The 24499-nt window shown below is 68.2% G+C and carries 18 protein-coding genes; 5 read left to right on the top strand and 13 right to left on the bottom strand.

Annotation, left to right across the window (positions count from 1 at the left end; genetic code table 11):
- Window positions 1-206: 206 nt before the first annotated feature.
- Window positions 207-1592: an MFS transporter gene (locus OG609_RS36775; protein ID WP_327276781.1), complete on the top strand. Its 1386-nt coding sequence runs from the start codon at window positions 207-209 to the stop codon at window positions 1590-1592.
- A gap of 54 nt (window positions 1593-1646) precedes the next feature.
- Here the strand turns inward: OG609_RS36775 and OG609_RS36770 are convergent, their stop codons facing one another.
- Window positions 1647-2126 (bottom strand): NUDIX hydrolase, encoded by a 480-nt coding sequence (locus OG609_RS36770; RefSeq protein WP_327276780.1) that lies wholly within the window; start codon window positions 2124-2126, stop codon window positions 1647-1649.
- Window positions 2127-2156: 30 nt separating this feature from the next.
- On the bottom strand, window positions 2157-3758 hold the full coding sequence (gene lnt, locus OG609_RS36765) for an apolipoprotein N-acyltransferase (protein WP_327276779.1): 1602 nt from the start codon (window positions 3756-3758) through the stop codon (window positions 2157-2159).
- 196 nt (window positions 3759-3954) lie between these two features.
- Between lnt and OG609_RS36760 the strand changes: the two genes are divergently transcribed.
- The gene (locus tag OG609_RS36760; RefSeq protein ID WP_327278310.1) at window positions 3955-5121 is read left to right on the top strand and encodes an O-antigen ligase family protein; all 1167 of its coding nucleotides are present in this window, start codon (window positions 3955-3957) and stop codon (window positions 5119-5121) included.
- A gap of 39 nt (window positions 5122-5160) precedes the next feature.
- On the opposite strand, the gene OG609_RS36755 is transcribed toward OG609_RS36760, so the two are convergent.
- Window positions 5161-5724, bottom strand: a complete 564-nt coding sequence (locus OG609_RS36755; protein ID WP_327276778.1) for a hypothetical protein — start codon at window positions 5722-5724, stop codon at window positions 5161-5163.
- A 59-nt stretch (window positions 5725-5783) separates the two neighbouring features.
- Entirely contained in the window at window positions 5784-6569 is a 786-nt protein-coding gene (locus OG609_RS36750) for a glutamate racemase (protein ID WP_327276777.1), read from the bottom strand.
- 58 nt (window positions 6570-6627) lie between these two features.
- Between OG609_RS36750 and OG609_RS36745 the strand changes: the two genes are divergently transcribed.
- The gene (locus tag OG609_RS36745; RefSeq protein WP_327276776.1) at window positions 6628-7800 is read left to right on the top strand and encodes a glycosyltransferase; all 1173 of its coding nucleotides are present in this window, start codon (window positions 6628-6630) and stop codon (window positions 7798-7800) included.
- A 52-nt stretch (window positions 7801-7852) separates the two neighbouring features.
- Here the strand turns inward: OG609_RS36745 and OG609_RS36740 are convergent, their stop codons facing one another.
- Window positions 7853-9178: a TerD family protein gene (locus OG609_RS36740; protein WP_327278309.1), complete on the bottom strand. Its 1326-nt coding sequence runs from the start codon at window positions 9176-9178 to the stop codon at window positions 7853-7855.
- Between the two features lie 117 nt (window positions 9179-9295).
- Between OG609_RS36740 and OG609_RS46375 the strand changes: the two genes are divergently transcribed.
- Both OG609_RS46375 and OG609_RS36730 read left to right on the top strand, forming a co-directional pair.
- Window positions 9296-9523, top strand: a complete 228-nt coding sequence (locus OG609_RS46375; RefSeq protein WP_442818092.1) for a DUF7919 family protein — start codon at window positions 9296-9298, stop codon at window positions 9521-9523.
- 493 nt (window positions 9524-10016) lie between these two features.
- Window positions 10017-11954, top strand: a complete 1938-nt coding sequence (locus OG609_RS36730; RefSeq protein ID WP_327276775.1) for an acyltransferase family protein — start codon at window positions 10017-10019, stop codon at window positions 11952-11954.
- A gap of 82 nt (window positions 11955-12036) precedes the next feature.
- Here OG609_RS36730 and OG609_RS36725 read toward each other — a convergent pair whose 3' ends face one another.
- The 8 genes from OG609_RS36725 to OG609_RS36690 are packed head-to-tail and all read right to left on the bottom strand — an operon-like array spanning window position 12037 to window position 24468.
- Window positions 12037-17076, bottom strand: a complete 5040-nt coding sequence (locus OG609_RS36725; RefSeq protein ID WP_327276774.1) for a non-ribosomal peptide synthetase — start codon at window positions 17074-17076, stop codon at window positions 12037-12039.
- A 56-nt stretch (window positions 17077-17132) separates the two neighbouring features.
- Window positions 17133-17930, bottom strand: a complete 798-nt coding sequence (locus OG609_RS36720) for a pyrroline-5-carboxylate reductase family protein (RefSeq protein WP_327278308.1) — start codon at window positions 17928-17930, stop codon at window positions 17133-17135.
- 26 nt (window positions 17931-17956) lie between these two features.
- Entirely contained in the window at window positions 17957-19111 is a 1155-nt protein-coding gene (locus OG609_RS36715) for a pyridoxal phosphate-dependent aminotransferase (protein ID WP_327276773.1), read from the bottom strand.
- Between the two features lie 48 nt (window positions 19112-19159).
- Window positions 19160-20416 carry a glutamate-5-semialdehyde dehydrogenase gene (locus tag OG609_RS36710; RefSeq protein WP_327276772.1) on the bottom strand — a complete coding sequence of 419 codons (1257 nt, stop codon included), beginning with the start codon at window positions 20414-20416 and terminating at the stop codon, window positions 19160-19162.
- A 1-nt stretch (window position 20417) separates the two neighbouring features.
- On the bottom strand, window positions 20418-21476 hold the full coding sequence (gene proB / locus OG609_RS36705; RefSeq protein WP_327278307.1) for a glutamate 5-kinase: 1059 nt from the start codon (window positions 21474-21476) through the stop codon (window positions 20418-20420).
- Between the two features lie 51 nt (window positions 21477-21527).
- A complete protein-coding gene (locus tag OG609_RS36700) occupies window positions 21528-22841 on the bottom strand; it encodes an MFS transporter (RefSeq protein WP_327276771.1) in 1314 nt (437 codons plus the stop codon).
- On the bottom strand, window positions 22838-23944 hold the full coding sequence (locus OG609_RS36695; protein ID WP_327276770.1) for a thioesterase domain-containing protein: 1107 nt from the start codon (window positions 23942-23944) through the stop codon (window positions 22838-22840). The genes OG609_RS36700 and OG609_RS36695 overlap by 4 nt, the downstream gene beginning before the upstream one ends.
- A 32-nt stretch (window positions 23945-23976) precedes the next feature.
- A complete protein-coding gene (locus tag OG609_RS36690) occupies window positions 23977-24468 on the bottom strand; it encodes a hypothetical protein (RefSeq protein WP_327276769.1) in 492 nt (163 codons plus the stop codon).
- Window positions 24469-24499 lie beyond the last annotated feature (31 nt).

The raw sequence follows: 24499 nt of genomic DNA, 5'->3' as shown, positions 1-24499 counted from the left end.
TGAACCGCACCGAACGACGCAACTCGGACAGGCGCCCGCCGGCCTTCAGTACGGCCCTCGAAGCAATCTCGACGTGCCCGTCATGGTGGCCCCGCGCACACCCGGCCCGAGAACTATGGTGTCCCGCCACATGTGCCTCTGACCTGCCCATTCCTACGGTGTGGCGACACGAAACCGTCCCCGCCAACCGCCCGGAAGTGGTGTTCATGGCTGCCTCGGCATCCGCCCCGCCGACCACCCGCTCGCTCAAGCGCATCGTCGCCGCAAGTCTCATCGGGACCACGATCGAGTGGTACGACTTCTTCCTGTACGGGTCAGCTGCCGCGCTGGTCTTCAACAAGCTGTTCTTCCCCGAGTCCGAGCCGCTCGTCGGCACGCTCCTCTCCTTCCTCACCTACGCGGTCGGCTTCGCCGCCCGGCCGCTCGGTGCCCTGGTGTTCGGGCACTACGGCGACCGGCTCGGCCGCAAGAAGCTGCTGGTGCTCAGTCTGTTGATGATGGGCGGAGCGACGTTCGCCATCGGCCTGTTGCCGACGCATGCCACGGTCGGGGCCGCCGCCCCTGTGCTGCTCACCATCCTGCGGCTGGTGCAGGGCTTCGCCCTCGGTGGCGAGTGGGGCGGGGCCGTGCTGCTCGTGTCGGAGCACGGGGACGCCAAGCGGCGCGGGTTCTGGGCCTCCTGGCCGCAGACGGGTGCGCCGGCCGGGCAGTTGCTCGCCACCGGAGTGCTCTCCGCGCTCACCGCGCTCATGTCGGACTCGGCCTTCGGGGCGTGGGGCTGGCGCATCCCGTTCCTGCTCTCCGGTGTGCTGGTGGTCGTCGGCTTGTGGATTCGTCTCTCTGTCGATGAATCACCGGTGTTCAAGGCGGCTCTGGCACAGGCCGAGGAGCGCAAGGCGGTCGCCGCGGCGGCCGAGAAGATGCCGCTCGTCGCCGTGCTGCGACACCACTGGCGCGATGTGCTGATCGCCATGGGAGCCCGGATGGCGGAGAACATCAGCTACTACGTCATCACGGCGTTCATCCTCGTCTACGCGACCACGGCAGCGGACCTGAGCAAGCAGACGGCGCTCAACGCCGTGCTCATCGCCTCGGCCGTCCACTTCGCGGTCATCCCGATGTGGGGCGCGCTGTCGGACCGGGTCGGGCGCAAGCCCGTCTACCTCGTCGGTGCGATCGGCGTGGCGCTGTGGATGTTCCCGTTCTTCGCGCTGATCGACAGCCGCAGCTTCGGGAATCTGCTGCTCGCCGTCACGGTCGGGCTCATCTTCCACGGGGCGATGTACGCGCCGCAGGCGGCGTTCTTCTCGGAGATGTTCGCGACCCGGATGCGGTACTCGGGTGCGTCGATCGGTGCTCAGTTCTCGTCGGTCGCGGCCGGCGCCCCGGCGCCGCTCATCGCCACCGCTCTGCTCGCGGACTTCAACAGCTCGACCCCCATCTCGCTGTATGTCATCGCCGCAGCACTCCTCACCGTGCTGGCAGTTGTTTGTGCCAAGGAGACCAGGAACCGGGATCTCGCGGACATCGAGGGGGCTGCCGCAGAGCCGGACGCACCCGCAGCGCTGCCGGCCGACGCCCGAACCGTCTGAGCCCTGCTCGCCGGGCGGGCCCGAGAACCGGGCCCGCCCGGCGAGCGCCGGATGTCACTGCTGGGCAGTGGGTTCGAACCAGGTGGGTTCGTCGGTCAGGGACTGCTTGATCCTGAAGAGCCCGAACTCGTTCAAGGGCGGCAGCGCGTCCACCGGGAACCAGCCCACCTCCAGCGACTCGTCGTCGTTGACGCGTGCCTCGCCACCGGTCGCCCGGCAGCGGAAGGTGACGTCCAGGTACTGGCAGCGGTCGCCGTTGGCGTACTGCACCGGTTCCAGGGCCTGTGTGAGCACCACCCGCTCCGCCACACAGCGCACAGCGGTCTCTTCGTACACCTCACGCTCCGCCGTCGCCGCCGGCTGCTCACCCGGCTCGCAGATACCGCCGATGACCGACCACTTGCCGGTGTCGGAACGGCGTCCGAGCAGCACTCGGCCCTCGTCGTCGAAGACCACGGCGGTGACGCCCGGCAGCAGGAGCAGCTGTTGGCCCGCGGTGGCGCGGATCTGGCGGATGAAATCAGGAGTAGCCATGGGCCCGACCATACGTGGCGCGCGAGTGGATCAGCGGCTCCGCCGGAGCCGTACCGAACGGATGGTGACCCAGCCGAGCCCCGCCACGGCGATCAGTGCGAGGACTCCTTCGGGGAGCGTGCCCATCCGGGTCGCGGGCGTGAGCGAGGACCTCAACGGCACCTTGTCCACCAGCGCGTCCGCGGTGAACAGCTTGGTCTGCTGGACGATCGTCCCGTCAGGACGGATGACCGCGCTGACCCCACTGGTGACGGGGACGACGACGGACCTGCTGTGCTCGACCGCCCGCACCCTGGACATGGCCAGCTGCTGATAGGTCATCTCGCTGCGCCCGAAGGTGGCGTTGTTGCTGGGTACGGCGATCAGTTGGCTGCCGTGCTCGACCGTGTCCCGTACGGCGTCGTCGAACGCCGCCTCGTAACAGGTCACGAGCCCCACGTTCGTACCCGCCAGATCGAAGACGCCGACCTGCTTTCCGGGGCCGAAGTCCCGCTGTACACGGTCCACGTCGGAGCTGAAGAGGCGTACGAAGGAGCGCATCGGGATGTATTCGCCGAACGGCTGGATGTGCCGCTTGTCGTATGTGCTGACAGGCCCCTTCTTCGGATCCCACTGGATGAGGGTGTTGCGCAGCTTGCCGGTGTCGGGCTCGACCACCGCCCCGATCACGGTGGGTACGCCGATCGCCTTCACCGCGTCGTCGATCACGATCCGGGCGTCGGCGTTGCGGTAGGGGTCGAGGTCGGAGGAGTTCTCCGGCCACAGGACGAAGTCGGGCTGGGGAATCTTGCCCGCCTTCACCTCCTGGGCGAGCTGTTCCGTGCGGCGCACATGGTTGTCGAGGACTGCGCGGCGCTGGGCGTTGAAGTCGAGTCCGAGCTGCGGCACATTGCCCTGGATCGCGGCGACGGTCGCGGTGCCGTCCTCGGCCGAGTCGTCCACGAGCGGCAGGGCGGCGAATGCGGCGGCGACGGGTACGAGGACGGTCGCGGCGGCTGCGGCGACGGCGGCCCGGGGCACCTCACGCGTGCTGCGGCAGGTACGGAACTGGCGCAGCGCCTCATAGAGACCGAATCCGCACAGCACCACCGCGAAGGAGAGCAGCGGCGTGCCGCCCACGGCCGCGAGCGGCAGGAACACGCTGTCCGCCTGCCCGAAGGCGATCTTCCCCCAGGGAAAGCCGCCGAACGGCACTCTGGCCCGGATCCCCTCGTCGAGGATCCAGACAGCGGCGGCCCAGACCGGCCAGCAGGCGAGGCGGGAGACGGCGGCGATCCCGATGCAGCCGACCGCGATGAACAGCGCCTCGGCCGCTGCGAGTGCCAGCCACGGCACCGGGCCGACCTCTTCGCCCGTCCAGTGCAGCAGCGGCAGCATGAAGCCCAGACCGGCGAGCAGGCCGAGGCCGAACGCGGTGCGCAGTCTGCGTTCGTGCAGCACCCAGCCGAGCAGGGCGAAGCCGGGCAGAACCAGCCACCACAGGGGCCGGGGCGGGAAGCTCAGGTAAAGCAGCACTCCCGAAATCACGGCGGCTGCAGGCCGTACGAGCCGCGGCATCACCCGTCTCCCCCGGGACGTGGGGGTGGGTGCGGGCTGCTGCGGGTCGTCGACTGAGGTGATGGTGGCGCTCACCGGGCGGAGTCTACGGTGGTCGGCTGTGTGTCCGGCAGCCCCGCTCGCGTGATGGAACCCCTCGCGCCGGATCGTTTCGCCACTTTCCCGTACAGATCCGGGCCGCTGGCATTACCGTGTCCGCCAGCCCCCCACCGATCGGCCGGATCCGGCCGATCGCCAACGGGACGATCACAGGTCGGGGGCGAACGTGACGATTGCACCAGCGGGGCGGGGCCGGACGCGAGAACGCGGCAACGCTTCCGACGGAGCCGGGGCCGTGATCCTCGCCGCCTGCGCGGTCTGGTCGTTGATCAGCGCCGCCGGACGGGAGACCGGTCCGGAAGGTGTCCTGCTGGCTCTGCTCGCCGTCGCCGCAGGGTTCGCCTGTGGACGGATCTGCGGAACGCTGCTGCCGGTGGCGACGGCCACGGTTGCCGCCGTGGGGGCGCTCCTCATGGGGCTCCTCTCGCGTCATGGCATGCCTGGCGCCACGGCCACGGTGGACACGGCGCCCGGTCACGCCGGGGCTGCCGCCGCACTGCTGGTGCTTGCCGCGGGCGCCGCCTGCTGCGCGGCTGCGGCGTCCCGGCAGGCACCACTGCGTTTCTCCCTGCGGCTGCTGGCGCTCGGCACAGCCTGCGCCGCGCTGGCGCTGCGCTCGATGGCCGGGTTCGCCGCGGCACTCGGGGTGCTGCTGTGTTCGCTGGCCGCCGCCAGAATGCGACAACGGCTGCTCGGCCTCGCCGGGCTCGCCCTGGCCACTGGTCTCGTCGTCGCTATGTCATGGGCGATCGCCGCGGACGCGCTGCCCCAGGGCCTCATGGTGTCCCTGGAGGGTCCGCTCACCGCGCACCGGGTGCTGCTGTGGCAGGACGCGTCGGAGCTGGCCGGCAAACATCCGGTGCTGGGCATCGGCCCCGGACGGTTCGCCGAGCTGAGCCCCACCGTGGAGCAGACCGTCCACTCCGACGGCAAGCCGCACTCGGCGCCTCTGCAGCAGGCGGCCGAGCAGGGGTTGGTGGGGGTGGGGCTGCTGGGATCGGCCTTCGGCTGGCTGCTGTACGTGCTGTGGCGGTCGCCCCGCACCACAGCCGTCGTCCTGACGGCGGGCGCCGCGCTCACCGCACTCGCGGTGCTGGCGAGCGTCGGCAATGCGCTGAGCTTCACTCCGGTGACCGCGGGCGCCGGGCTGCTCGCGGGGCTGGCGTCGGCCCGGCGGCCCATCGGCGACGGTACGACAGGGGCGCACGGTACGGACGGGGCACGCGGACCGGATGGTGCGGATCAGGTACGTGGTCCGGAGGGCGCAGATGGGGTGGCCAACCGTTCCGGCGACGCAGCCCGCCGCACACCACGAACGGACCGCTCCACCCCGCTCTGAGACGGTCGCGAATCCCGAAGGCAACGCATCGGGCCGCGATCAGGCCCCCGCCGGTGCGCCGGTCGCCGACAGGTGCAGGCGTTCGCGGATGAACTGCACGCCCGCTTCGGCGTCGTCGACCGTGATGGTGAACGTCCTGCCGTCACCGAGCCGGAGCACCAGGCCCTCGCCCCTGCGGACCACCACGGCCGTACCCTGGTCGGGGCGCCAGCGGTAGCCCCAGCCGCCCCACTGGCGCGGGGTGACCTGGGGTGCGAACTCCGCGCCCACCACATGGGTGAGCAGAATCCGGCGGCGCGGCAGGCCCATGTGGCCGCAGCGCACTTCGAGAGCGTCCCCGTCGACCCTGACGGCCACGTTCACAAAGGCGAGTGTGCCGAACAGCATGAGCAGTCCGGCGGCGACGCAGCCGATCACCGACATCAGCAACGGGGCGATTCCGGAGGCCCAGTCGGAGGTGACGGCCAGCTGGATGCCGAGCGCCAGACAGGCCGCGCCTGCGGCAGCGAGTACCCACTGGGCCCGGTTGGTGGCCCGGCCGATCCAGACGTCGGAGTGGGGGTCGGCTCCGGTGTGCCTCGGTTTTCGGGGGTGGTCCCTCATGCCAAGCAGCGTACTTAAGATTCCGCACGCCGGGGATGGGTCCAATGGCCTCCGCCGGGTCAGCCGGCCGGGCTGACGGCCCCCAGCAGCTGCCCCTCGGCGTAGGCCAGAGCGGTTTCCGGCAGCTCGGCGATGCGCCCGCTGAGGAGGACGGTGAGGCCGCCCGCCGATTCGGCCGACGGAGCGGGTCCGACCCCGACTCGGCGCAGTGCCTGGGCAGCGACGGCACTGGCGGAACCGTGCAGCGCGACCGTAGGCAGACCGGGCTTCCGCACGGCGGCACGGATGCGCTCGCCGACCAGTTCGTAATGGGTGCAGCCCAGGACCACGGCCCGCACATCGCGCGGGGTGAGTGCGGCGGCTGCGGCAATGGCCCGGTCGATCGCCGGTTCGTCCGCGTGCTCCACAGCGTCGGCGAGACCTGGGCACGGGACCTCGGTGACGGCGACGGAGCCGGCGAATTCCCGGATGAGTCCGCGCTGGTAGGGGCTGCCCGTGGTGGCGGGCGTGGCCCAGATCGCGACGGGGCCGCCACCGGCGACGGACGGCTTGATGGCCGGCACGGTGCCGATGACCGGCAGTGCGGGTTCCAGCTCGGCGCGGAGCGCCGGCAGGGCGTGTACGGAGGCCGTGTTGCAGGCGACGATCAGTGCGTCGGGCCGGTGGGCGGCGGCCGCGCGGGCCACGTCCAGCGCGCGGGCGGTCACGTCCTCGGGGGTACGCGGCCCCCAGGGCATGCTGCCGGGGTCCGAGGAGAGCACCAGATCGGCGTCGGGCCTGAGTCGGCGTACCGCGGCGGCGGCCGCGAGCAGGCCGATTCCGGAATCCATGAGCGCGATCTTCACCCGGTCACCTTAGTCGACCGCCCTTGCGGTTCCGTCACAGTGGGGCAGACTGCGGCAAATGACTGCCGTTGCCTGGATCGCCGTGGGTTCGCTGGCCGCATGGGTGTGGCTGCTGCTGGGACAAGGGTTCTTCTGGCGGACCGATCAGCGGCTGCCGCGCCGGGAGGCCCCGGAGCGCTGGCCGTCCGTGGCGATCGTCGTGCCCGCACGTGATGAGGCCGACATGCTGCCGGTGAGTCTGCCGTCGCTGATGGCGCAGGACTATCCGGGGGCCGCGGAGATCTTCCTCGTCGACGACTGCAGCAAGGACGGCACCGGGGACGTCGCCCGTGCGCTGTCCGTGCGGTACGGGGGCCTGCCGGTGACGGTGGTGTCGCCCGGTGAGCCGGAGTCCGGCTGGACGGGCAAGCTCTGGGCCGTGCGGCACGGGATCTCGCTGGCCCGGGCCCGGGAGCCGGAGTTTCTGCTGCTGACGGACGCGGACATCGCGCATGAGCCGGACAGCCTGCGGGGGCTGGTCGCCGCTGCCCTCTCGGGCGGGTTCGATCTGGTCTCGCAGATGGCCCGCCTGCGGGTGTCGAGTGTCTGGGAGCGGCTGGTCGTCCCGGCCTTCGTGTACTTCTTCTCGCAGCTCTACCCGTTCCGGTGGGTGAACCGGGCGGGGGCGCGAACGGCTGCGGCGGCAGGTGGATGCGTGCTGCTGCGGACCGGGGCGGCGGACCGGGCGCGGGTGCCGGAGTCGATCCGGCAGGCGGTGATCGACGATGTGTCGCTGGCGCGGGCGGTGCAGCGCAGCGGCGGCCGGATCTGGCTGGGGCTCGCGGAGCGGGTGGACAGCGTCCGGCCGTATCCGTGGCTGGCGGATCTGTGGCGGATGGTGTCACGGAGCGCGTACGCCCAGTTGCGGCACAGTCCGCCGCTGCTCCTCGGGACGGTGCTGGGGCTCGCACTGGTCTATCTCGCGCCGCCGGTCACGCTCGTCGCCGGGCTGCTGGGCGGTGCTCCGGTGGCGGCGTGGGCGGGCGGGGTGGCGTGGGCGGTGATGGCCGGGACGTACATGCCGATGCTGGGCTACTACCGACAGTCGCTGTGGCTGGCGCCGCTCCTGCCGTTCACCGCTGTGCTCTACCTGCTGATGACCGTCGATTCAGCGGTTCAGCACCACCGGGGGCGGGGCGCGGCCTGGAAGGGGCGTACGTACGCCCGTCCCGAGGCCGCGCCGGACCGTTGAGCGGAGCCGTCCGTGGGCCGATGGCCGCAGTGCCGGCCGGACCCCCGGGGGGTCATTTACGGCCGGGTGTCCAGTTCATGCCCCACCCATAGGCGTAGTCGATGGTGCGCTGCGGGCTCACTCCGCGCTCGGGTACGAGATAGCGGGCCTCGCGCTGCACCGTGAGGTCTCCCCCGTTGTTGGTGAGGAGCGCGAGCGCGCAGACGGTGGACGGGACGGTGCATTCGTCGAGGGAGAAGTCGATCGGGGCGCCGTGCTGGGGCCGGAGGGTGACGGTCGCGTGGAGATCGGCGAAACTCCGGGCGCCTTCATAGATGGTGACGAAGATCAGGACGCGGCGGAGCTTGTCCTTCTGGTCGAGGTTGACGGTGAGGTTCTCGCCGGTGGAGACGGCGCCGGTGCGGTCGTCTCCGTCGAGATGGATATAAGGGGGCTGCCGGAGTGCGCCGAACGCGTTTCCGAGCGCCTGTACGACTCCCTTGCGGCCGTCGGTGAGTTCGTAGAGGGCGCAGAGATCGAGGTCGAGGTCCGCGTGGTTGGCGACCGCTCTGCCGAGTTTGCTTCCCCAGCCCTTGAACTGTTTGCGCACTTCCCAGTTGAGATTGACCCGGAGGGCTCCCGAAGTGCCGCCCTGTTTGGCGAGGGAGACCGATGGCGCCTCCTTGGTGAGAGTCACCTTCGACAGGCGGACCGGCGGGGTGGCCGGGGGTACGGGAGGTGCCGGTGGCGCCGTCGGCGGTGCGGGCGGAAGGACCGGCGGGGGTGGCGACAGATGGTCAACCCGCGCTCCCCGCTGGGGCTGTTGAGGCGATTGGGGTTGTTGATACGGCTGGGTCTGCTGTGGTTCATCGACGGAAATACCGAAGTCCGTCGCGAGACCTTCGAGGCCGGTGCCGTACCCCTGACCGACGGCACGGAATTTCCAGGCGCCCTGGCGTCGGTAGAGTTCGCCGAGAATGAATGCGGTCTCGACCGTCGCATCCGCACTGTCGAAGCGCGCGATCTCCGAGCCGTCCGCCGCGTCCGTGATCCGTACGTACAGTCCCGTCACCTGCCCGAAGGTGCCGCCGTCCGCAGAAGCTGCCAGGACCACGCGCTCGATGGCCGGCTCGATGCGCGCCAGGTCGACCGCGAGGCTGTCCGTCACCCCGTCACCGGCGGTCCGCTTGCCCTCGTGGCGCACCGCGCCGGATGCGTGGGAGGGCTGGTTGTAAAAGACGAAGTCGGCGTCGTTGCGCACCTTTCCCGACACGACAAGGAGCGCCGAGCCATCGACGTCCGGTGTCCCCGGGGAGGTGCGCCACCCCAATTCGACCCGCACGGCGTGAGCCGCCACCGGAACATTGGCTCCTTTTAGCATGGTCATGCCCGCCCCCATCGCGAGTCCGGCTGCCCGAAGACCTTTCTCCGCCAACCTAATCCCCCGCCCCTCACGGAGCCTACAGCGGCGCAGTCACCGTCCGGCGATCCCGCCGGTACCCCCCAGACCTGGACGCTGCACCGCTACCTGCGCCGGCGCAACCAAAACGCCCGCCACCCGGACGTCCTCGCCGCTCAGCGCCGCGAACGCGCATGGGGAGCGGACGGCATCCTCTACACGGCACCGAACCTGTTGATCCACTACATCACGGAGCACCAGTACTGCCCGCCCGAGGAGTTCTGCCGCGCGGCGGCCAGGACGGTGGGGATCGAAACGGCCGGACAGCTGACCCTGGCCGATTGAGCGACGTCGGACCGTAGCCTCCGACACATGCGCGGCGGCTACGGTCCGACGGCCACGGGCCGGCAGAACCTCTCATCGCCCCGGACGCCCGCTTCAGACGAAGGCCCCCGGTTCCGGAGCCTTTCGCGGCTGGTCCGAGGATCGCCACGCGTTCCACGCCCTGCCGAGCCTTCTGGCCTTCGCCGACCCCGGCCGCGTCACCTACGGCAACGACTGGCTCCACACCCCCAGCGCGAAGTCAGCCCACTTCGCCCGCATGCTCGACACCTTCGCGCTGACAGAGGAGCACGCCACGCCATGGACCGTAGCAACGCGGAGACGCTGTCGAACCCGAGCTGCACTGACAGTGGCGTATCTGATGAACCCCGCGCTGGACGCCAGTCGGTAACCGCAGGGCGCTGTACACGAGGGCAGAACCTGGTACTGCGACCCTGGTCGTCCCGAACGTCGCGCGGCTTCCGGTCCGGGTCGGCGCCGCGCGATCATCGATGGTGTGAGGGCGGAACGGAACCGCTGTGCGGACCTGCTGCGCGTGTGCGCGATCGGCGCGGTGGTGGCCGGTCACTGGCTGCTGGTCGACGTCACCTACCGGGGCGGTCGGCTGTCCGGACTCAACGCGCTCGACCACGTCGGCTGGGTCCGCTGGCCCACCCTGTTGCTGCAGGTCATGCCGGTCTTCTTCCTTGTCGGTGGGTACGCCAACGCGGTGTCCTGGCAGGCCCGTCGGCAACAGGGCGAGGACTGGCGGTCCTGGGTACAGGGGCGGGCGGTGCGTTTGCTGTGGCCGACGACGGTGTACGCGGCGGTGTGCGCGCTCGCCGCAGTCGCGGCCCGCATCGCGGGCGCGGAACCCGCCGTGCTGGCCCGGGCGGGCTGGCTGGTGGCGCTGCACCTGTGGTTCCTGCCGGTCTACCTGCTGCTGATCGCCTTGACCCCACTCCTGCACGCGGCGCACCGCCGTTGGGGGCTGGCCGTGCCAACGGTGATGGCCCTGGGAGCCGCCGGGGTGGACGTGCTGGTACTGGGTCCCCGGCTGCCGGTGATCGGCTTCGCGAACTACCTTTTGGTGTGGGGGGCGATGCATCAGTGGGGATTCGCCTGGCAGGACGGAACGCTGACCACCCCGCGATGGCGATGCCGCGCCTTGGCGGCGGGGGGCGTCGCGCTCCTGGCTGCACTGCTGGGCTGGGGCCCGTTTCCCGTCGACATGATCGGTGCCGGCACGCGGGTGGGCAACACGAACCCACCGTCGATCGCCTTGCTGGCGTTCGCCGCTGCCCAGACCGGCCTTCTGCTGATGGCCGAACCCGCGCTGCAACGCCTGCTCACCCGCCCCCGCCTGTGGCAACGGGTCTCCCGCCTCAACCAGGCGGTCATGACCGTCTACCTGTGGCACATGATCCCGGTGATCCTGGTGGCCGTCGCCTTCTACCCCACGGGCCTGGCACCCCAGCCCGCCATCGGCTCCATCGCGTGGCTGGCACTGCGCATCCCCTGGCTCGCTCTCCTGACCGCTGCCCTGGTCCCGTTCACCCTGGCCCTCCTGCGGGCCCAGCGCCCGCTCCGCCGCCTTCCCGCAGGCGTGGGTCCGACGGCCTGGTGGTCGCCCTTGCTCCTGGTGTGCGGCCTGGCCGCTTGCTTCCTGCCCCTGACCGCCCTCGCCATCAGCGGCTTCGCTCCCGCCGGTCGGCTCGCGGCCCTCCCGCTGGCGCTCTACGCCGTGGGCCTCACGGGCATCGTGTGCTCCGGCGGCCCGCCACCTCGACGCCCCGGAGGTGGGGATCCCGAGGATGCCGGGGACCCGGGGAGCCGGCAGGAGCCCGTGCTTCGGGCATGCCGACGCCCGAAGCCCCTCGACAGACGCCGTCGCAGCCCTGCCGGTCGGTGGCAGGTCCCAGCTCCCGGCTGGATTCGGGCCGGGGCCGACAGCGGACGCAGTTCCTCGAGTTCTGCCGCTACCTGCGCACTCTGGGTGGTCCCAGCCGCAAAGCCCGTGTCCAGGATTCCGGGTCAAGCCCCGGCGGCGTTCACGTATGACCGGCTGAGACAGAACGATTTGGCTGCCTCTGGTCCGGCAGTGCTGCGGCTTTTCCTACGATGCTGTGCGGCTGGATACGGCGCGTTGTGTGAGCCGGTTCTACCAGTTCATCGGCCGTGGTGTGCGGGTGCCGAGTTCGGTTGGCGCTCCCCCGTCCTCGGCTTCGGTGCCTCTCACGCGCTCGAGCTCGGCTTCGCCTTCGACACGCTCGACCTGCCGGAGACGCGGGCCATGACAGGCCCGGACGCACCGCGCGAGCTCGCGACGGCGAGGTACGCGGCCTGGGTGGCCTTCGCCGCGACAGGCGACCCGGGCCGGCGCCCCTTCGGTCCGGGCCTCCCGACCCTGCTCGAGGCACCGCGGGAGGCCGAACGGCGTGCTCGGGAGGTCTGAGGCTCCCACCTGAGCGATGGCGGGAGCCCCCTCGGGCCAGGCCAGGGCCGCGTACAGGGCGGCGGCCGTCCTCCCTGCCTCGCTACGTCGCGCCGCCGCTCCGTCTGCGCAGTACCGGGCGTGCGGTGGGGGGATGGGTGAGGTGCTTGGTGATGCCCTGGACTGTCGGGTGCTCGAAGAGATCGCGGATGCTGAGCTCGCGTCCGAGTTCCGTACGGATACGGCTGATCAACCGGGTCGCAAGGAGGGAGTGCCCGCCGAGTTCGAAGAAGTCGTCCTCCGTACCGGCCTGCGGTACCCCGAGGATCTCGGAGATCAGCCGGCACAGGGTTCTCTCCTGCTCATTCCGCGGCTCGGTCCCCCGCAGTGAGGCGGTGTACTCCGGTGCCGGCAGCGCGGCGCGGTCGACCTTTCCGTTGGGAGTCAGCGGGATGGCGTCCACCACCACGATGGCGGACGGCACCATGTGCACGGGCAGCCTCTCGCCCGCCACCCTGCGCAGCCGCGCAGGGTCGGGTCTGGTTCCGGGCTGGGCCACGACGTACGCCACCAGTCGTTTGTCCCCGGGCCGGTCCTCCCGCGCCACCGCCACGACACGCGCCACCTCGGGCGCACAGGCCACAGCTGCCTCGACCTCGCCCAACTCCACCCGGAAACCACGGATTTTGACCTGGAAGTCCGTGCGCCCCAGGAACTCCAGATGTCCATCGGTCCGCCACCGCACCAGGTCGCCCGTGCGGTACATACGCGACCCGGCCGGTCCGAAGGGATCAGCGACGAACCGCTCGGCCGTCAGCCCCGGACGATTCAGATATCCCCGGGCAACCTGCGCCCCGGCGAGATACAGCTCGCCGGGAACCCCGACGGCCACCGGTTGCAGGCCCTGCCCCAGGACATAGGTCCGGGTGTTCCAGATGGGCGGGCCGATGGGGGGCGACACCGTGTCGTCCATCGACTCGTCGGTCACGGTGAAACTGGTGACGAGATGAGTCTCGGTGGGTCCGTAGAAGTTGTGCACGCGTCTGCCCGAGCCGCGAGCGCAGAAGTCACGGATGGCCGGGTGGAGCACCAGGGCTTCACCCCCCTGGGCGATGTCCACCAAGTCGGGCAGCGGAAGGCCGAGTTCCTTCGCGGCTTCGCCGACCCCTTCGATGACAGGTGTGGGAGCGAACAGCTCATTGACCTGATACCGGTCGAGCCAACGCACCAGTTCCGCCATGTCTTTACGCACATCGTCCCTGGGCACCGCAAGCGTCTTGCCGGACGTCAGGGCGGAGAAGATCTCCTGAGCGGCCGCGTCGAAACTCAGGGATGCGAACTGCGCCGTCGTGGTCCCGGTGCCACCGGTCATGAGCTCGGCGTGCCAGGCAAGGAGGTTGACCAGCGCCTGTGACGGCATGGCCACTCCCTTGGGGCGACCGGTCGATCCCGACGTGTAGATCACATAGGCAGGATGTGCCGGCAGCAGCGGTGTGGTGCGTTCGTCATCCGTGACCTCGGCCCCGGAACGCGCGGCAAGTGTCTGCGCGACGCTTTCGCTGTCGATGCTTGCCGAGTGCATCCCCTTCGGTACATGCCGGGCCATCCCGCTCGTGGTGAGCACACAGGCGGGCCTGGCGTCCTGAAGCATGTAGGCGATGCGGTCGGGCGGATAGTCGGGATCCACCGGCAGGTACGCCGCCCCCGCCTTCACCACGCCGAGCAGGGCCACGATCTGCCCCACGGAACGCGGCGCAAGCAGCGCGACCGTTTCCTCGGGTCCCACTCCCAGACCGATCAGGAACCGGGCCATTTGATTGGCCCGGGCATTGAGCTCCGCGTACGTGACGGATTCGTTCTCGAACACCACGGCTGTGGCCTCGGGCGTCCTGGCCGCCTGCGCCGCGAGCATGTCGGGCAGGGTCCGGGAAGAGACTTCGCGCGCCGTGTCATTGAGCTGCACCAACACATGACGGCGCTGGCCGTCGGACAGCATCTCCAGTCGGCTAAGAGGCAGTTCGGGTTCGTCGAGGGCGCTGCGCAAGAGCCTGACCAGGTAGCCGGTCATCCGCTCCACCGTCGATCGTTCGAACAGGTCCGTGGCGTATTCGACCGTCACGTCGATGCCGGCCGGAGCGCCTTCCACCGTGAAGCGCTCAGTCATGCTGAACGCCAGATCGAACTTGGCGACGCCGATGCCGCTTTCGTCGACTACGACTTCGAGTCCAGGCAGGTCGAAGGAGGCGCGCTCGACGTTCTGGGCGGCCAGGAGAACCTGAAAGAGCGGGTGCCTCGACAGCGAGCGGGTGGGGTTGATCGCCTCGACCAGCGTCTCGAAGGGGAGATCCTGATGCGCGAAGGCGTCCAGGTCCGTCTCTCGTACCCTCGTCAGCAGATCGCGGAAGCTGGGGTCGCCGGAGGTGTCGGTACGCAGCACCAGCGTGTTGACGAAGAATCCGACCATGTCGTCCAGTGCCTCGTCGCTGCGTCCGGCGACGGGGCTGCCGATCGGAATGTCCGTACCAGCTCCGAGCTTGGAGAGCATCGTGGCGAGAGTGGCCTGGACCGCCATGAAGACGCTGGCGCCCGAACTCCGCGCCAGGTTCGCCATTCCCCGCTGGAGCTCCGCGTCGATGCGAAAGCTCAGGATGTCCCCACGGTAAGAGGCGCGAGCCGGGCGACGGTGGTCGAAGGGGAGCTGCAACTCCACGGGCAGATTGCGCAGCTCCTTCCTCCAGAAGGTCAGCTGGCGAGCACAAGCGCTCCCGGGATCGCTCTCGTTCCCGAGCAGCTCGTGCTGCCACAGTGTGAAGTCGGCGTACTGGACCGGTAGTTCGCCGTACATGGGCCACAGGCCGGCACTTCGGGCAGCGTAGGCCTCCACGAGGTCCCTGGCGAGCGGAGCCATCGACCATCCGTCACATGCGATGTGGTGCACCACGAGCAGCAGCTGGTACTGGTCGGGACCGTGCGCGACCAGGAGTGCCCTCAGCGGTGCCTCGACGGTGACGTCGAAGCCGTCCTCGGCGAACGAGGTCAGGACAGAGCGGTTGTCACCACGCTCTGCGGATTCGACAACGGGCAGCTGGGGGAAGGCGTCTTCGGCCTCGAGCACCAACTGCCGAGGCTCGCCGTCCACCTCTGGGAACACCGTACGCAGACTCTCGTGCCGTTCCACCACATCCCCAAGTGCCGCCTCCAGGGCAGCACGGTTCACGGGCCCCCGCAGGTGGAGGCTGAGTGGCACGTTGTAGGTCGCACTGCGGCCCTCCAGGCGATTGAGGAACCACAACCGCCGCTGGGCGAAGGAAAGCGGGATCCGCTCGGGGCGTTCCGCGCGGGCGAGTGCGGGGCGCGGCATGTCGGGGCGCGTCAGGTGTTGGATGATGCCATGGACGGTGGGGTTCTCGAAAAGGTCCCGGATGTTGAGTTCGCGTGCGAGTTCCGTGCGAACGCGGCTGATCAGACGGACGGCGAGGAGGGAGTGGCCGCCGAGTTCGAAGAAGTCGTCCTCCGTGCCGGCCTGAGGTACGCCGAGAATCTCGCAGAAGAGCTGGCAGAGGGTCTCTTCCTCGGGGGTGCGTGGTTCGGCTCCGCGCGGTGCGGCTGTGTGCGCGGGGGCGGGGAGTGCGTTGCGGTCGATCTTTCCATTGGGGGTCAGGGGCATGGCGTCCAGCAGCACGACGGTGGAGGGCGCCATGTAGGCGGGCAGTATTCTGGCTGCCGCCTTGCGCAGGTGCACGGGGTCCGGATGCGTTCCGGGCCGGGGCACCGCGTAGGCCACGAGCCGTTTGTCCCCGGGGCGGTCTTCCTGTGCGACGGCCACGACACGGGCTACCTCGGGGGCATGGGCGACGGCGGCTTCGACTTCGCCCAACTCAACGCGGAACCCCCGGAACTTGATCTGGAAGTCCGTACGCCCCAGGAACATCAGGTTTCCGTCGGGCCGCCACCGCACGAGGCCTCCCGTGCGGTACATACGTGACCCGGGCGGTCCGAAGGGATCAGCGACGAAGCGCTCGGCCGTCAGCCCCGGACGGTTCAAGTAGCCGCGGGCAACTCCTGCTCCGGATATGTACAGCTCACCGGATTCCCCCATCGTGACGGGCTTCAGAGTCTGATCCAGTACATAGACGGATGTATTGCGGATGGGAGTTCCGATCGGAACCGCTGCCGGCGCTTCGCTCTCCAAACGCATGGACGTCGAATAGATGGTCGTTTCCGTCGGGCCGTAGACGTTGGTCACTTCACGCGCCGACGCAAGCAGAGTCGCCGCGAGTCGCTCCGGCACCGCCTCACCGCCCACCAGGACGCGTAGGTTCGCCAGACTTGCCCCGCTGTCGATGAGGGACTGCCATAGTGCGGGGGTCGCCTGCATGACGGTGATGGCCTGCTGCCTGATGGCCTCTGCCAATCGGGCCGGGTCTCCGTGCTCGACAGGCGAAGCCAGGACCAGCCGCGCGCCGCTGAGCAGCGGCAGGAAGATTTCCAGTAGCGCGATGTCGAATCCCACTGTGGTGACAGACAGGAGCCTGTCCCGTGAGGAGAGTTCAAGGTCGTCCTGGAAGTGTTCCAGCAAGTTCACCAGGTTCGCGAAGGAGACGACCACGCCCTTAGGCAGGCCGGTGGAGCCCGACGTGTAGAGCACATAGGCAGGATGTCCCGGCCGAACGACATCCGTGCCCTCCGCGTCCTCCATGTTTCCGGCGGGCTGTTCGGCCAGCATGCGCACGGTGTCGGGGTCGTCCAGCATGACGTGCCGCGGGCCTGACCCGTATCCGCCTTCCGGCCTGGACGAGGCATGGGTGAGCAGCAGTTCAGGACTGGCGTCCCGCATGATCCGGCTGTTGCGCTCTTCAGGATGGGCCGGGTCGATCGACAGGAAGGCAGCGCCGGCCTTGGTCACTGCCAGCAGGGCCGCGACCAGGTCCGTCGAGCGCGGGAGCCTCAGAGCCACCAGGGATCCGGGCCCCGCACCGTGGCCGGTCAATAGCCGTGCCAACCGGTTCGCACGTGCATTCAACTCGCCGTAGGTGAGGGTCTCGCCACCGCAGACCACTGCGATCGCCTCGGGTTCTCGTGCGGCCTGTTCCTCGAACAGATCCACGTACGTCTGTGCAAAAGGCATCGGCTCGGGCCGCATGTGCCCTCCTTGATTCATGAGTGGTCAGGGCTTGCAGGACTCTCACGACAGCGCTCTCAGGCGGTGTCGGGTCCTCCTCTGAGACGCCCGAGAGACAGCGTCACCGCGGCGTCCACCGCCGAGTGCACCGCATCCCCCAGGCCCCGCTCCGCCAACACATGCAACGCCGCTTCGGTCATTCCGCCGGGCGAGGCGACCAGACCCACGACCTCGTCGGGAGCAAGTCCTCCCTTGAGCATGAGTGACCCCGTGCTGTGCACCGCGTACGCGGCCAGTTCGCTCGCCATTTCCGCAGAGAATCCCTGGACTTCGGCCGAGCTCCTCAAGGCCTCCGCGAACCGTGCCACGAGTGCGGGGCCTGCCCCGGAGACCGCACTCATGGACTCCATCAGGGATTCGTCCACTGTAAGAACGCGTCCCAGAGGCTCGAAGACCGCACACGCGGTGCGGAGTTGTTCCGGCCCGGCCGTCGGCCCCTGACAGACAGCCGTCAGCCCGCTGTTCACCGCCACTGCCACATTCGGCACCGCGCGTACACAGGGAACATCCAGCAGCGCGCCGGCGACGGCCCCGGTCTGCCAGGAAGCGACCAGCGAAACAAGGACCTGCTCCCCCGTCATGAGGGGAGCGATGTCGGCAAGCACCTCCGCCGTGTTGTGCGGATGCACGGCGAGCAGCACCACGTCCGCATCCCCGACGGCGTCCTGGAGCGAAGAACAGGCGGTGATGCCGTACTCCCGCGCGAGCTCTTCGGCACCCGCACCCGTCTGCGAGACGCCCCGGATCGCGGTCGGGGGCCAGCCGGCCGCGATCAGCCCACATACCATAGCGCGGGCGATTCTTCCACAGCCCACGAAGGCCAGACGGAGGGGCTCGTGGCTCACCTTGTGGCCGCGATCATCGAGGCGATGGCGTCGATTCCGCGCAGGAGACGCTCTTCAGGCTCTGCGCCCACCGCGATACGGATGAACCGGTCGCAGGTCCCGCCATAGCCGATGCCGGGAACGACGGCCACCTTGTGACGGCTGAGCAACTCGGTAGCGAAGTCCTCCGAGTTCAGCCGCGATTCCCCCAGTGACGCGAACAGGTAAAAGGTGCTGTCACCGGGGAGGCAACGAATGTCCCGCGCGGCCAGCTCTTCCGCCATTCGGTTGCGCACGTCCACGACCCGACTGATTTGCGGACGGGTAGTTTCCCGCAGCATGTCGTAGTTCTCCGCGAGATAGCAGCTGAGGATCGTCGGGGCACAGGTGATGATGTGCTGCTGCAGCTTATTGATCTGTTCTATCATGAACCGATTCGCTATCAGATAGCCGATACGCCAGCCGGATATCCCATAGTTCTTCGACATGGATTTGCAGACGATGGCGTGATCACGCTCGGGATCGAATTGATCCGCGGAGATGAATCGCTCACCCTTGGGCAAGAACTCGCTGTACGCCTCGTCGGCGATGATGAACAGAGAATGCTTCACCGCGAGGTCGTGCAGGCTCTGCAGTTCCACCGTACCGAGTCGCCGGCCCGTCGGGTTGTGCGGGTTGTTGACGACGATCGCCCGAGTTCGCGGCGTGATGTACGAGGCCGGAGCTTCGTATCCCTCATGCCACGGCACCATGACGGGCACTCCTCGGCACATCCGCACCTGATCGGGATAGCTCACCCAGGCCGGCTCCGGAATGATCACCTCGTCGCCCTGTTCCAACACAGCGGTCAACGCCATGTAGATCGCCAACTTCGATCCTGCGGTGACCAGGATCTCGCTGTCAGGGTCGACGGGCAGGCCCGAATCGACCGATGCATGCTTCGCCAGCTTCTGTCGCAGGAGCGGTACGCCGCGCGAATGCGAGTAGTGGTGTATGTCAGCGGAAGGCATGCCGTCGAAGGACGGCATCGAAATATCGAAGAACGCCTCACCGAGGGACATCGTGATGACGTCGGCACCAGTATCCTTCATTTCGTAGATGCGGTTGTTGAACCTCACCGAAGGCGCTTCCGACAAACCGTCAAGCAGGCTTGCATGAGAGGGTCGCGACATCACTTCTCCTCGACTTCCGGGCTGAACGCACGACAGACTTCGGGTGGGTCAGAGAATTCGGATCTGGCCACGGCCCCACACGACGTTCTTGACGCAGGTAAGCGATTCCAGGCCCATGGGTCCACGGGCGTGCAGCTTCTGCGTGGAAACGCCGATCTCGACCCCGTATCCGAACTCTCCACCGTCCGAGAACCTCGTCGAGGTGTTGACGAAGACACTGCCGGAGTCGATAGCGCGGGCGAACCGCCGCACGACGTCGACATCGCGCGCCACGATGGCCTCCGCGTTGCGCGTTCCCCAACGGTTGATATGAGCAAGGGCCTCGTCGAAATCGCTCACGACCTTGACTGCCAGAACAAGGTCGAGGTACTCGGTGCCCCAGTCGCTGTCCTGCACCGGTTCGGCCTTCGGCCAGAACTCGCGGGTACGCGCATCACCCCGGATTTCGACGCCGAGCCGGTCGAGCTCGTCAAGAACCTTCGGCAGCCAGACCTCCGCCAGGTCTGCATGTACGAGCAGAGTCTCGGCCGCGTTGCACACGCTGGGTCGAGAGGTCTTGGCGTTGACGACGATGTCGGTGGCCATGCCGAGATCCGCGGTCGCGTCCACATACACATGGCAGTTGCCGTCGCCGTCGATCACGGTCGGGACGGTGGCGTGGTCCTCGACGGTCTTGATCAGACCGGGGCCGCCGCGCGGGACCAGGAGGTCGACGTCGCCCTTGGCGCGCAGAAGCTCCAGTACCGCCTCGCGGGAGGTGTCACGAATGAGCTGCACGGCGTGCTGCGGCACCTCGTCCTGGCCCCGCAGCGCCCCGGCGATGACGTCCGCGATCGCCGCGTTTGTGTGGGCGGCGATCGAAGAGCCGCGCAGGACGGCTGCGTTCCCGGACTTCAGACACAGTGCGGCCACGTCAGCGGTCACGTTCGGGCGAGCCTCATAGACCACCGCCACGACACCGAGCGGCTCCCGGACCTGTTCCACCAGCAGCCCGTTGGGACGGACGTTCCCCCCGGCCACCTGACCGACCGGGTCGGGCAGGTCCGCGATGGTATTGATCGCCTTCACCATGCCGGCGATGCGCGAATCGGTGAGGCGCAAGCGGTCCAGAAGGGTCGCCGACACCCCTGATGCGGCAGCCGCATCGAGATCCAGTGCGTTCGCCGCCTTCAGTTCCTCACCGGCAGCGTCCACAGCAGCTGCTATCTGGCGCAGAACCCGGTCTTTCACCGAGGTGTCGAGCTCGCGGAGTACCACCGAGGCCTCGCGTGCCTGACGGCATACTTCAGAGACTGTCGCAGACATTTCAATCCTCCAGAAAACTTACGTAGTCACACTTTTGAAGAACACTTGTGTCGGTAGAGATCGCCGATCGCGAGGAAGAGAATCCAAGACGGCTTCGCCCCCGTGCCACCAGCCGGCCGTCGGGAAGGAGCACATTCGCGATGTCGCCGGGCCTGATCTCCCCTTCGACGTTCACCACATGCCGACCGAGCAGCGATCCCTCCTGCCTCACGACCTGCTCGGCTCCGCTGTCGCACATCAATTGGCCGGCAGGCGGGGTGGAGAATGCGCGCCAGAGCCTCCCGATGTCCTGCTGCTTGTTGCGCTCACGTGGGCGGACGAGCGTTCCCACGCTGTCCCCGTTCACCGCCCGCACGACCGCGTTCGGTTCGGAGGCGCTGGCGATGACGACCTCGACGCCGGACAGACTGCTGATCCATGCGGCGCACAGTTTGCTGAGCATGCCGCCGGTTCCCGCGGCGCTCACAGAGACTCCGGCAAGCCGCTCGATCTCGGCACTCATCTCACTGATGACAGGGATGAGACGCGCGTCGTCGTTGCTGTGCGGATTCGAGTCGTGAAGACCGGGCACATCGGTGAGGATCACCACTCGCTGCGCGTTGAGAACCGTTCCGAGCAGTGCCGCGAGAACATCGTTGTTCCGAACCATCACGGCGTCGTTCTCGTTCACCAGGGGTATCACCCCTTCGTCCAGCGCGAGCTGGAGTGCACCACGCACGCTGTCGCGGTGTGCATCGTCAGTGAGGTCGACCGGCGTGAGCAGAAACTGTGCTGCCGTGAGTGCAGCACTCTCCAGGGTGCGCCGAAGCGCATCGAAGAGAGCGTTCTGCCCGAGAGCCGCGGCCAGTTGCCGGCGTACCGGGTCCGACTCCGCCCCGGACCGCAACCGCGCGTTCCCGAGTGCGATGGCCCCGGATGCCACCAGCACGATCCTGTGCCCTGCGGCGTGCAATGCGGCAAGGGTGTCCGACAGTTCGACCATCCTCGACTGATCGATTCGGCCGGCCGAGATCAGCGATGACGTACCGATCTTGATGACGATGGGCGCCCTCTGATCCATCAGAGACATACGGTCCCTCCTGTCCTGACGTAAGTGAAGAGGCGGTGCGAATCAGCGTGAGACATCAGGCCGAACAGGTGCGGCCGGGGCCGACGGGAAGTCGCGGAGGCGCCGTATCGGACTCGCCACCAGAATCAGGCAAGCCAGCACGAAAGCCAGCGTCATGATCCACATCGTGTTGCGGATACCAAGTGCCGCCCCGAGGAATCCTCCGAGTACGGCACCGATCGGAATCGCTCCGTAATTGATCATCGCCATGCTCGCAGTGACCCGCCCGAGGAACTCCGAGGGGATGTAACTCTGTCGAAAACTGACGGATATGACACCGGACCCGACGACACCGACGCCGATGCAGTAGCCGCCGACGCCCATGAACAGCAGCTCATACCCGGGACCGGTCATCGGGATCAGCAAGGCGAACGGTGCAGCGCAGAGCTGACACAGGAGCATGCCACGAGCCGTCCCGACGCGGGCAGCGAATCGGCGCGCCATCAACGCACCGCAGACCCCGCCGACGCCAAGGATGCCGAACAGGACACCCACGGCATCGGAATCGACACCGACAGTGCGGACCAGGAATACGACGTAGAGCGACTGGAATCCATTGAGTGCGATGTTTGACACCGCGCCGAACGTCATCAGGGTTCGCAGATACGGGTCTCGCAATACGAAGCGGACGCCGGCAGCGATCTCCTGCCGAAGGTTGCTTCGAGAATTCTTGCTCGGGCGGCGCTCGGTCGGCTGAATGCCACGTATGCACAGCGCCGAGAACAGGAAGGTCAGGGAGTCGATCAGTATGCCGGACACAGCTCCGAAGGCCTGAGCCACCACGCCGCCGAGGCCAGGACCGGCCACCTGCGCCGCTGCTTCGCTTCCCTGGAGTTTGGCGTTCGCTTCCAGGAGATCCTGCTTGCGAACGAGTGACGGGAGGTAGGTCCGGTACGCGGTGGTGAAACACACGGAAGCCGTGCCGCCCAGGAAGGCGACCACGAGAAGCTGGCCGACCGTCAGGATGTCGATCCAGGCGGCAACGGGCACGCTCAGAAACAGCAGCATCGACGCGCCATTGGACAGAATCATGACAGCGCGGGCGTCCACGCGATCGATCCAGGCCCCGGCGAGGAGCCCGAACAGGAGCCAGGGCAACCAGGCCATCGCTGTGAGCAGACCGACGGTGAACGTGTCGACGTGAAGGGTGACGACCGCCACAAGAGGCAGTGCCATTTCGCCCACGGCGCTGCCGAGCTTGCTGGTGGTCTCCCCCATCCAGAGCAGCCGGAAATCGCGCTGCCGCAGCAAACCACCCAGTCGCGTCTCTTCCTTGTCTGCAGGAGATCGGGGAGGCATCGATTCAGTGCGGGTCAATGGTCTGCACCGTCCTGTGCGCTCGCGTTGCCCAACCACTCCGAAAGCAGCGGCCCGATGGTGGCCAATGCGGCTTGTCCGGTCATCGCCCCGTGCGTCGCGTCGATCTCGTGGACGTTGATGCGCCCGGACACGAACGGCTTCCACAGATCAGGCGTGCTGAACTCTTCACGTCCGGTCGCCGACGCGACGAACAAGAGCATGTCGCCGCTGAAGACCCGTGTGGGAAGGGTGTGTTGGGTATTGACGTTGTCCGCGAACGTTCGGGCGATCGCCCGGATGCCCACGTCCCCGAAGTCGGAGACCAGGCCGGCGGTCCCGGAATCCCCCAGCGAGGCCACCACCATGGTCAGCAACTCCGGGTCGTCGTATTTCAAGGCCGGTACCTCGCCGCTGTCGTCCGGGTAGGCGTCGAGCAGCGTCAGGCTTGCGACCTCCTGCCCGTCGGCCTGCAGCCTCGCGGCGATGTCGTGTGCGACCAGTCCGCCGAAGGACCAACCGAGCAGATGGTAAGGACCCGTTGGCTGAACCGAACGTATTTCGTCGATGTACTCGCGCACCATTTCCACGGCACTCGTCGGCAAAGCCTCGTCGAAGGTTCTCAACGTCCGGGCCTGCAGACCGTAGACCGGCTGGTGGGGGACCAGATGCTGCAACAGCCCCGAGTAGACCCAGCTGATACCCGCTGCCGGGTGAACACAGAAGAGGGGTGGGGCCGAGCCCACGGACCGCAGAGGCAGCAGTGTCGGGAACACCTCACCCTGAGAGCTGGAGTTCAAGCGCTCGGAGAGCTCGGCGACCGTCGGCGCCTGGAACAGCAGCCGCATGCCGACGTCGGGTCGAAGCGTCGTACGAAGCCGGCTCACCAGACGTGCCGCAAGCAGCGAATGGCCGCCGAGGTTGAAGAAGTCGTCGTCAATACCGACACTTTCGAGGCCCAGAACCTCTGCGAACAGGCTGCACAGAAATCTCTCCCGCGCCGTCCGCGGGCCGCGCCCGTCCCGGTCCACCGCGAACTGCGGTGCCGGCAGGGCACTGCGGTTCAGCTTTCCACTGGGTGTCATGGGCAGAGCTCCTGTCGCCAGGAAGGCGGCGGGCACCATGTACTGCGGCAGGGCGTCCGAGACCAGTCCCCTCAACTGCCCGGCGTCGAACTCCTGTGGTGCCGCGTAGTGCCTGGTCCGGCACGGGTGGAGCCGTTCCGAGGGAGTTCGGTGAACCGCTCGGGGCCGCAGTGTCCGGGAACCAGCACTGGGGCGTACTGCAGGACCGCGCGGCGCAGGCCCGCCGCGCCCGCTCCTGCCCAGGGCGGCACTCCGTTGTCGTGCCGGTCACAGATCCGGGCGAACCCGTCCGCGCCGGGCACAATCTGCCGGCGAGCGTCCCGCAGAGTGAACGTGCCGTGGGTCGCGAAGCTCAGGACCACTGTGTCGATGATGCCCTGGTCGGGATGGATGAGGCGCAGGCGCAGTCCGTCGTACTCACCGCGCCGGATGGTGGGTGCGAAATCGACACACAGCCGCAGCGGGGAACTGGGGGAAGGGGTTCCATAGTAGGAATCCCCGATGACGGCCGCGCTGTTGAACGGCAGTGCGAGATGCCCGGTAAAGAACTGTTCGGCGTGCAAGGGCAGTTGGTCTCCATAGTGCAGGTGGTGC

Source organism: Streptomyces sp. NBC_01224, assembly GCF_036002945.1.
In the GTDB taxonomy this organism is placed as follows: Bacteria; Actinomycetota; Actinomycetes; order Streptomycetales; family Streptomycetaceae; genus Streptomyces.
The sequence above is the reverse complement of the archived record's forward strand: the minus strand, read 5'-3'. Positions and strand labels throughout refer to the sequence as shown.

What these genes read in the sequence shown, in the direction of transcription:
- OG609_RS36710 (WP_327276772.1), bottom strand. Translation starts at nt 20,416, where the DNA reads ATGTCTGCGACAGTCTCTGAAGTATGCCGTCAGGCACGCGAGGCCTCG.
- OG609_RS36725 (WP_327276774.1), bottom strand. Translation starts at nt 17,076, where the DNA reads ATGCGGCCCGAGCCGATGCCTTTTGCACAGACGTACGTGGATCTGTTC.
- OG609_RS36745 (WP_327276776.1), top strand. Translation starts at nt 6,628, where the DNA reads ATGACTGCCGTTGCCTGGATCGCCGTGGGTTCGCTGGCCGCATGGGTG.
- OG609_RS36755 (WP_327276778.1), bottom strand. Translation starts at nt 5,724, where the DNA reads ATGAGGGACCACCCCCGAAAACCGAGGCACACCGGAGCCGACCCCCAC.
- OG609_RS36715 (WP_327276773.1), bottom strand. Translation starts at nt 19,111, where the DNA reads ATGTCGCGACCCTCTCATGCAAGCCTGCTTGACGGTTTGTCGGAAGCG.
- OG609_RS36695 (WP_327276770.1), bottom strand. Translation starts at nt 23,944, where the DNA reads ATGGTGCCCGCCGCCTTCCTGGCGACAGGAGCTCTGCCCATGACACCC.
- OG609_RS36770 (WP_327276780.1), bottom strand. Translation starts at nt 2,126, where the DNA reads ATGGCTACTCCTGATTTCATCCGCCAGATCCGCGCCACCGCGGGCCAA.
- OG609_RS36775 (WP_327276781.1), top strand. Translation starts at nt 207, where the DNA reads ATGGCTGCCTCGGCATCCGCCCCGCCGACCACCCGCTCGCTCAAGCGC.
- proB (WP_327278307.1), bottom strand. Translation starts at nt 21,476, where the DNA reads ATGGATCAGAGGGCGCCCATCGTCATCAAGATCGGTACGTCATCGCTG.
- OG609_RS36740 (WP_327278309.1), bottom strand. Translation starts at nt 9,178, where the DNA reads ATGGGGGCGGGCATGACCATGCTAAAAGGAGCCAATGTTCCGGTGGCG.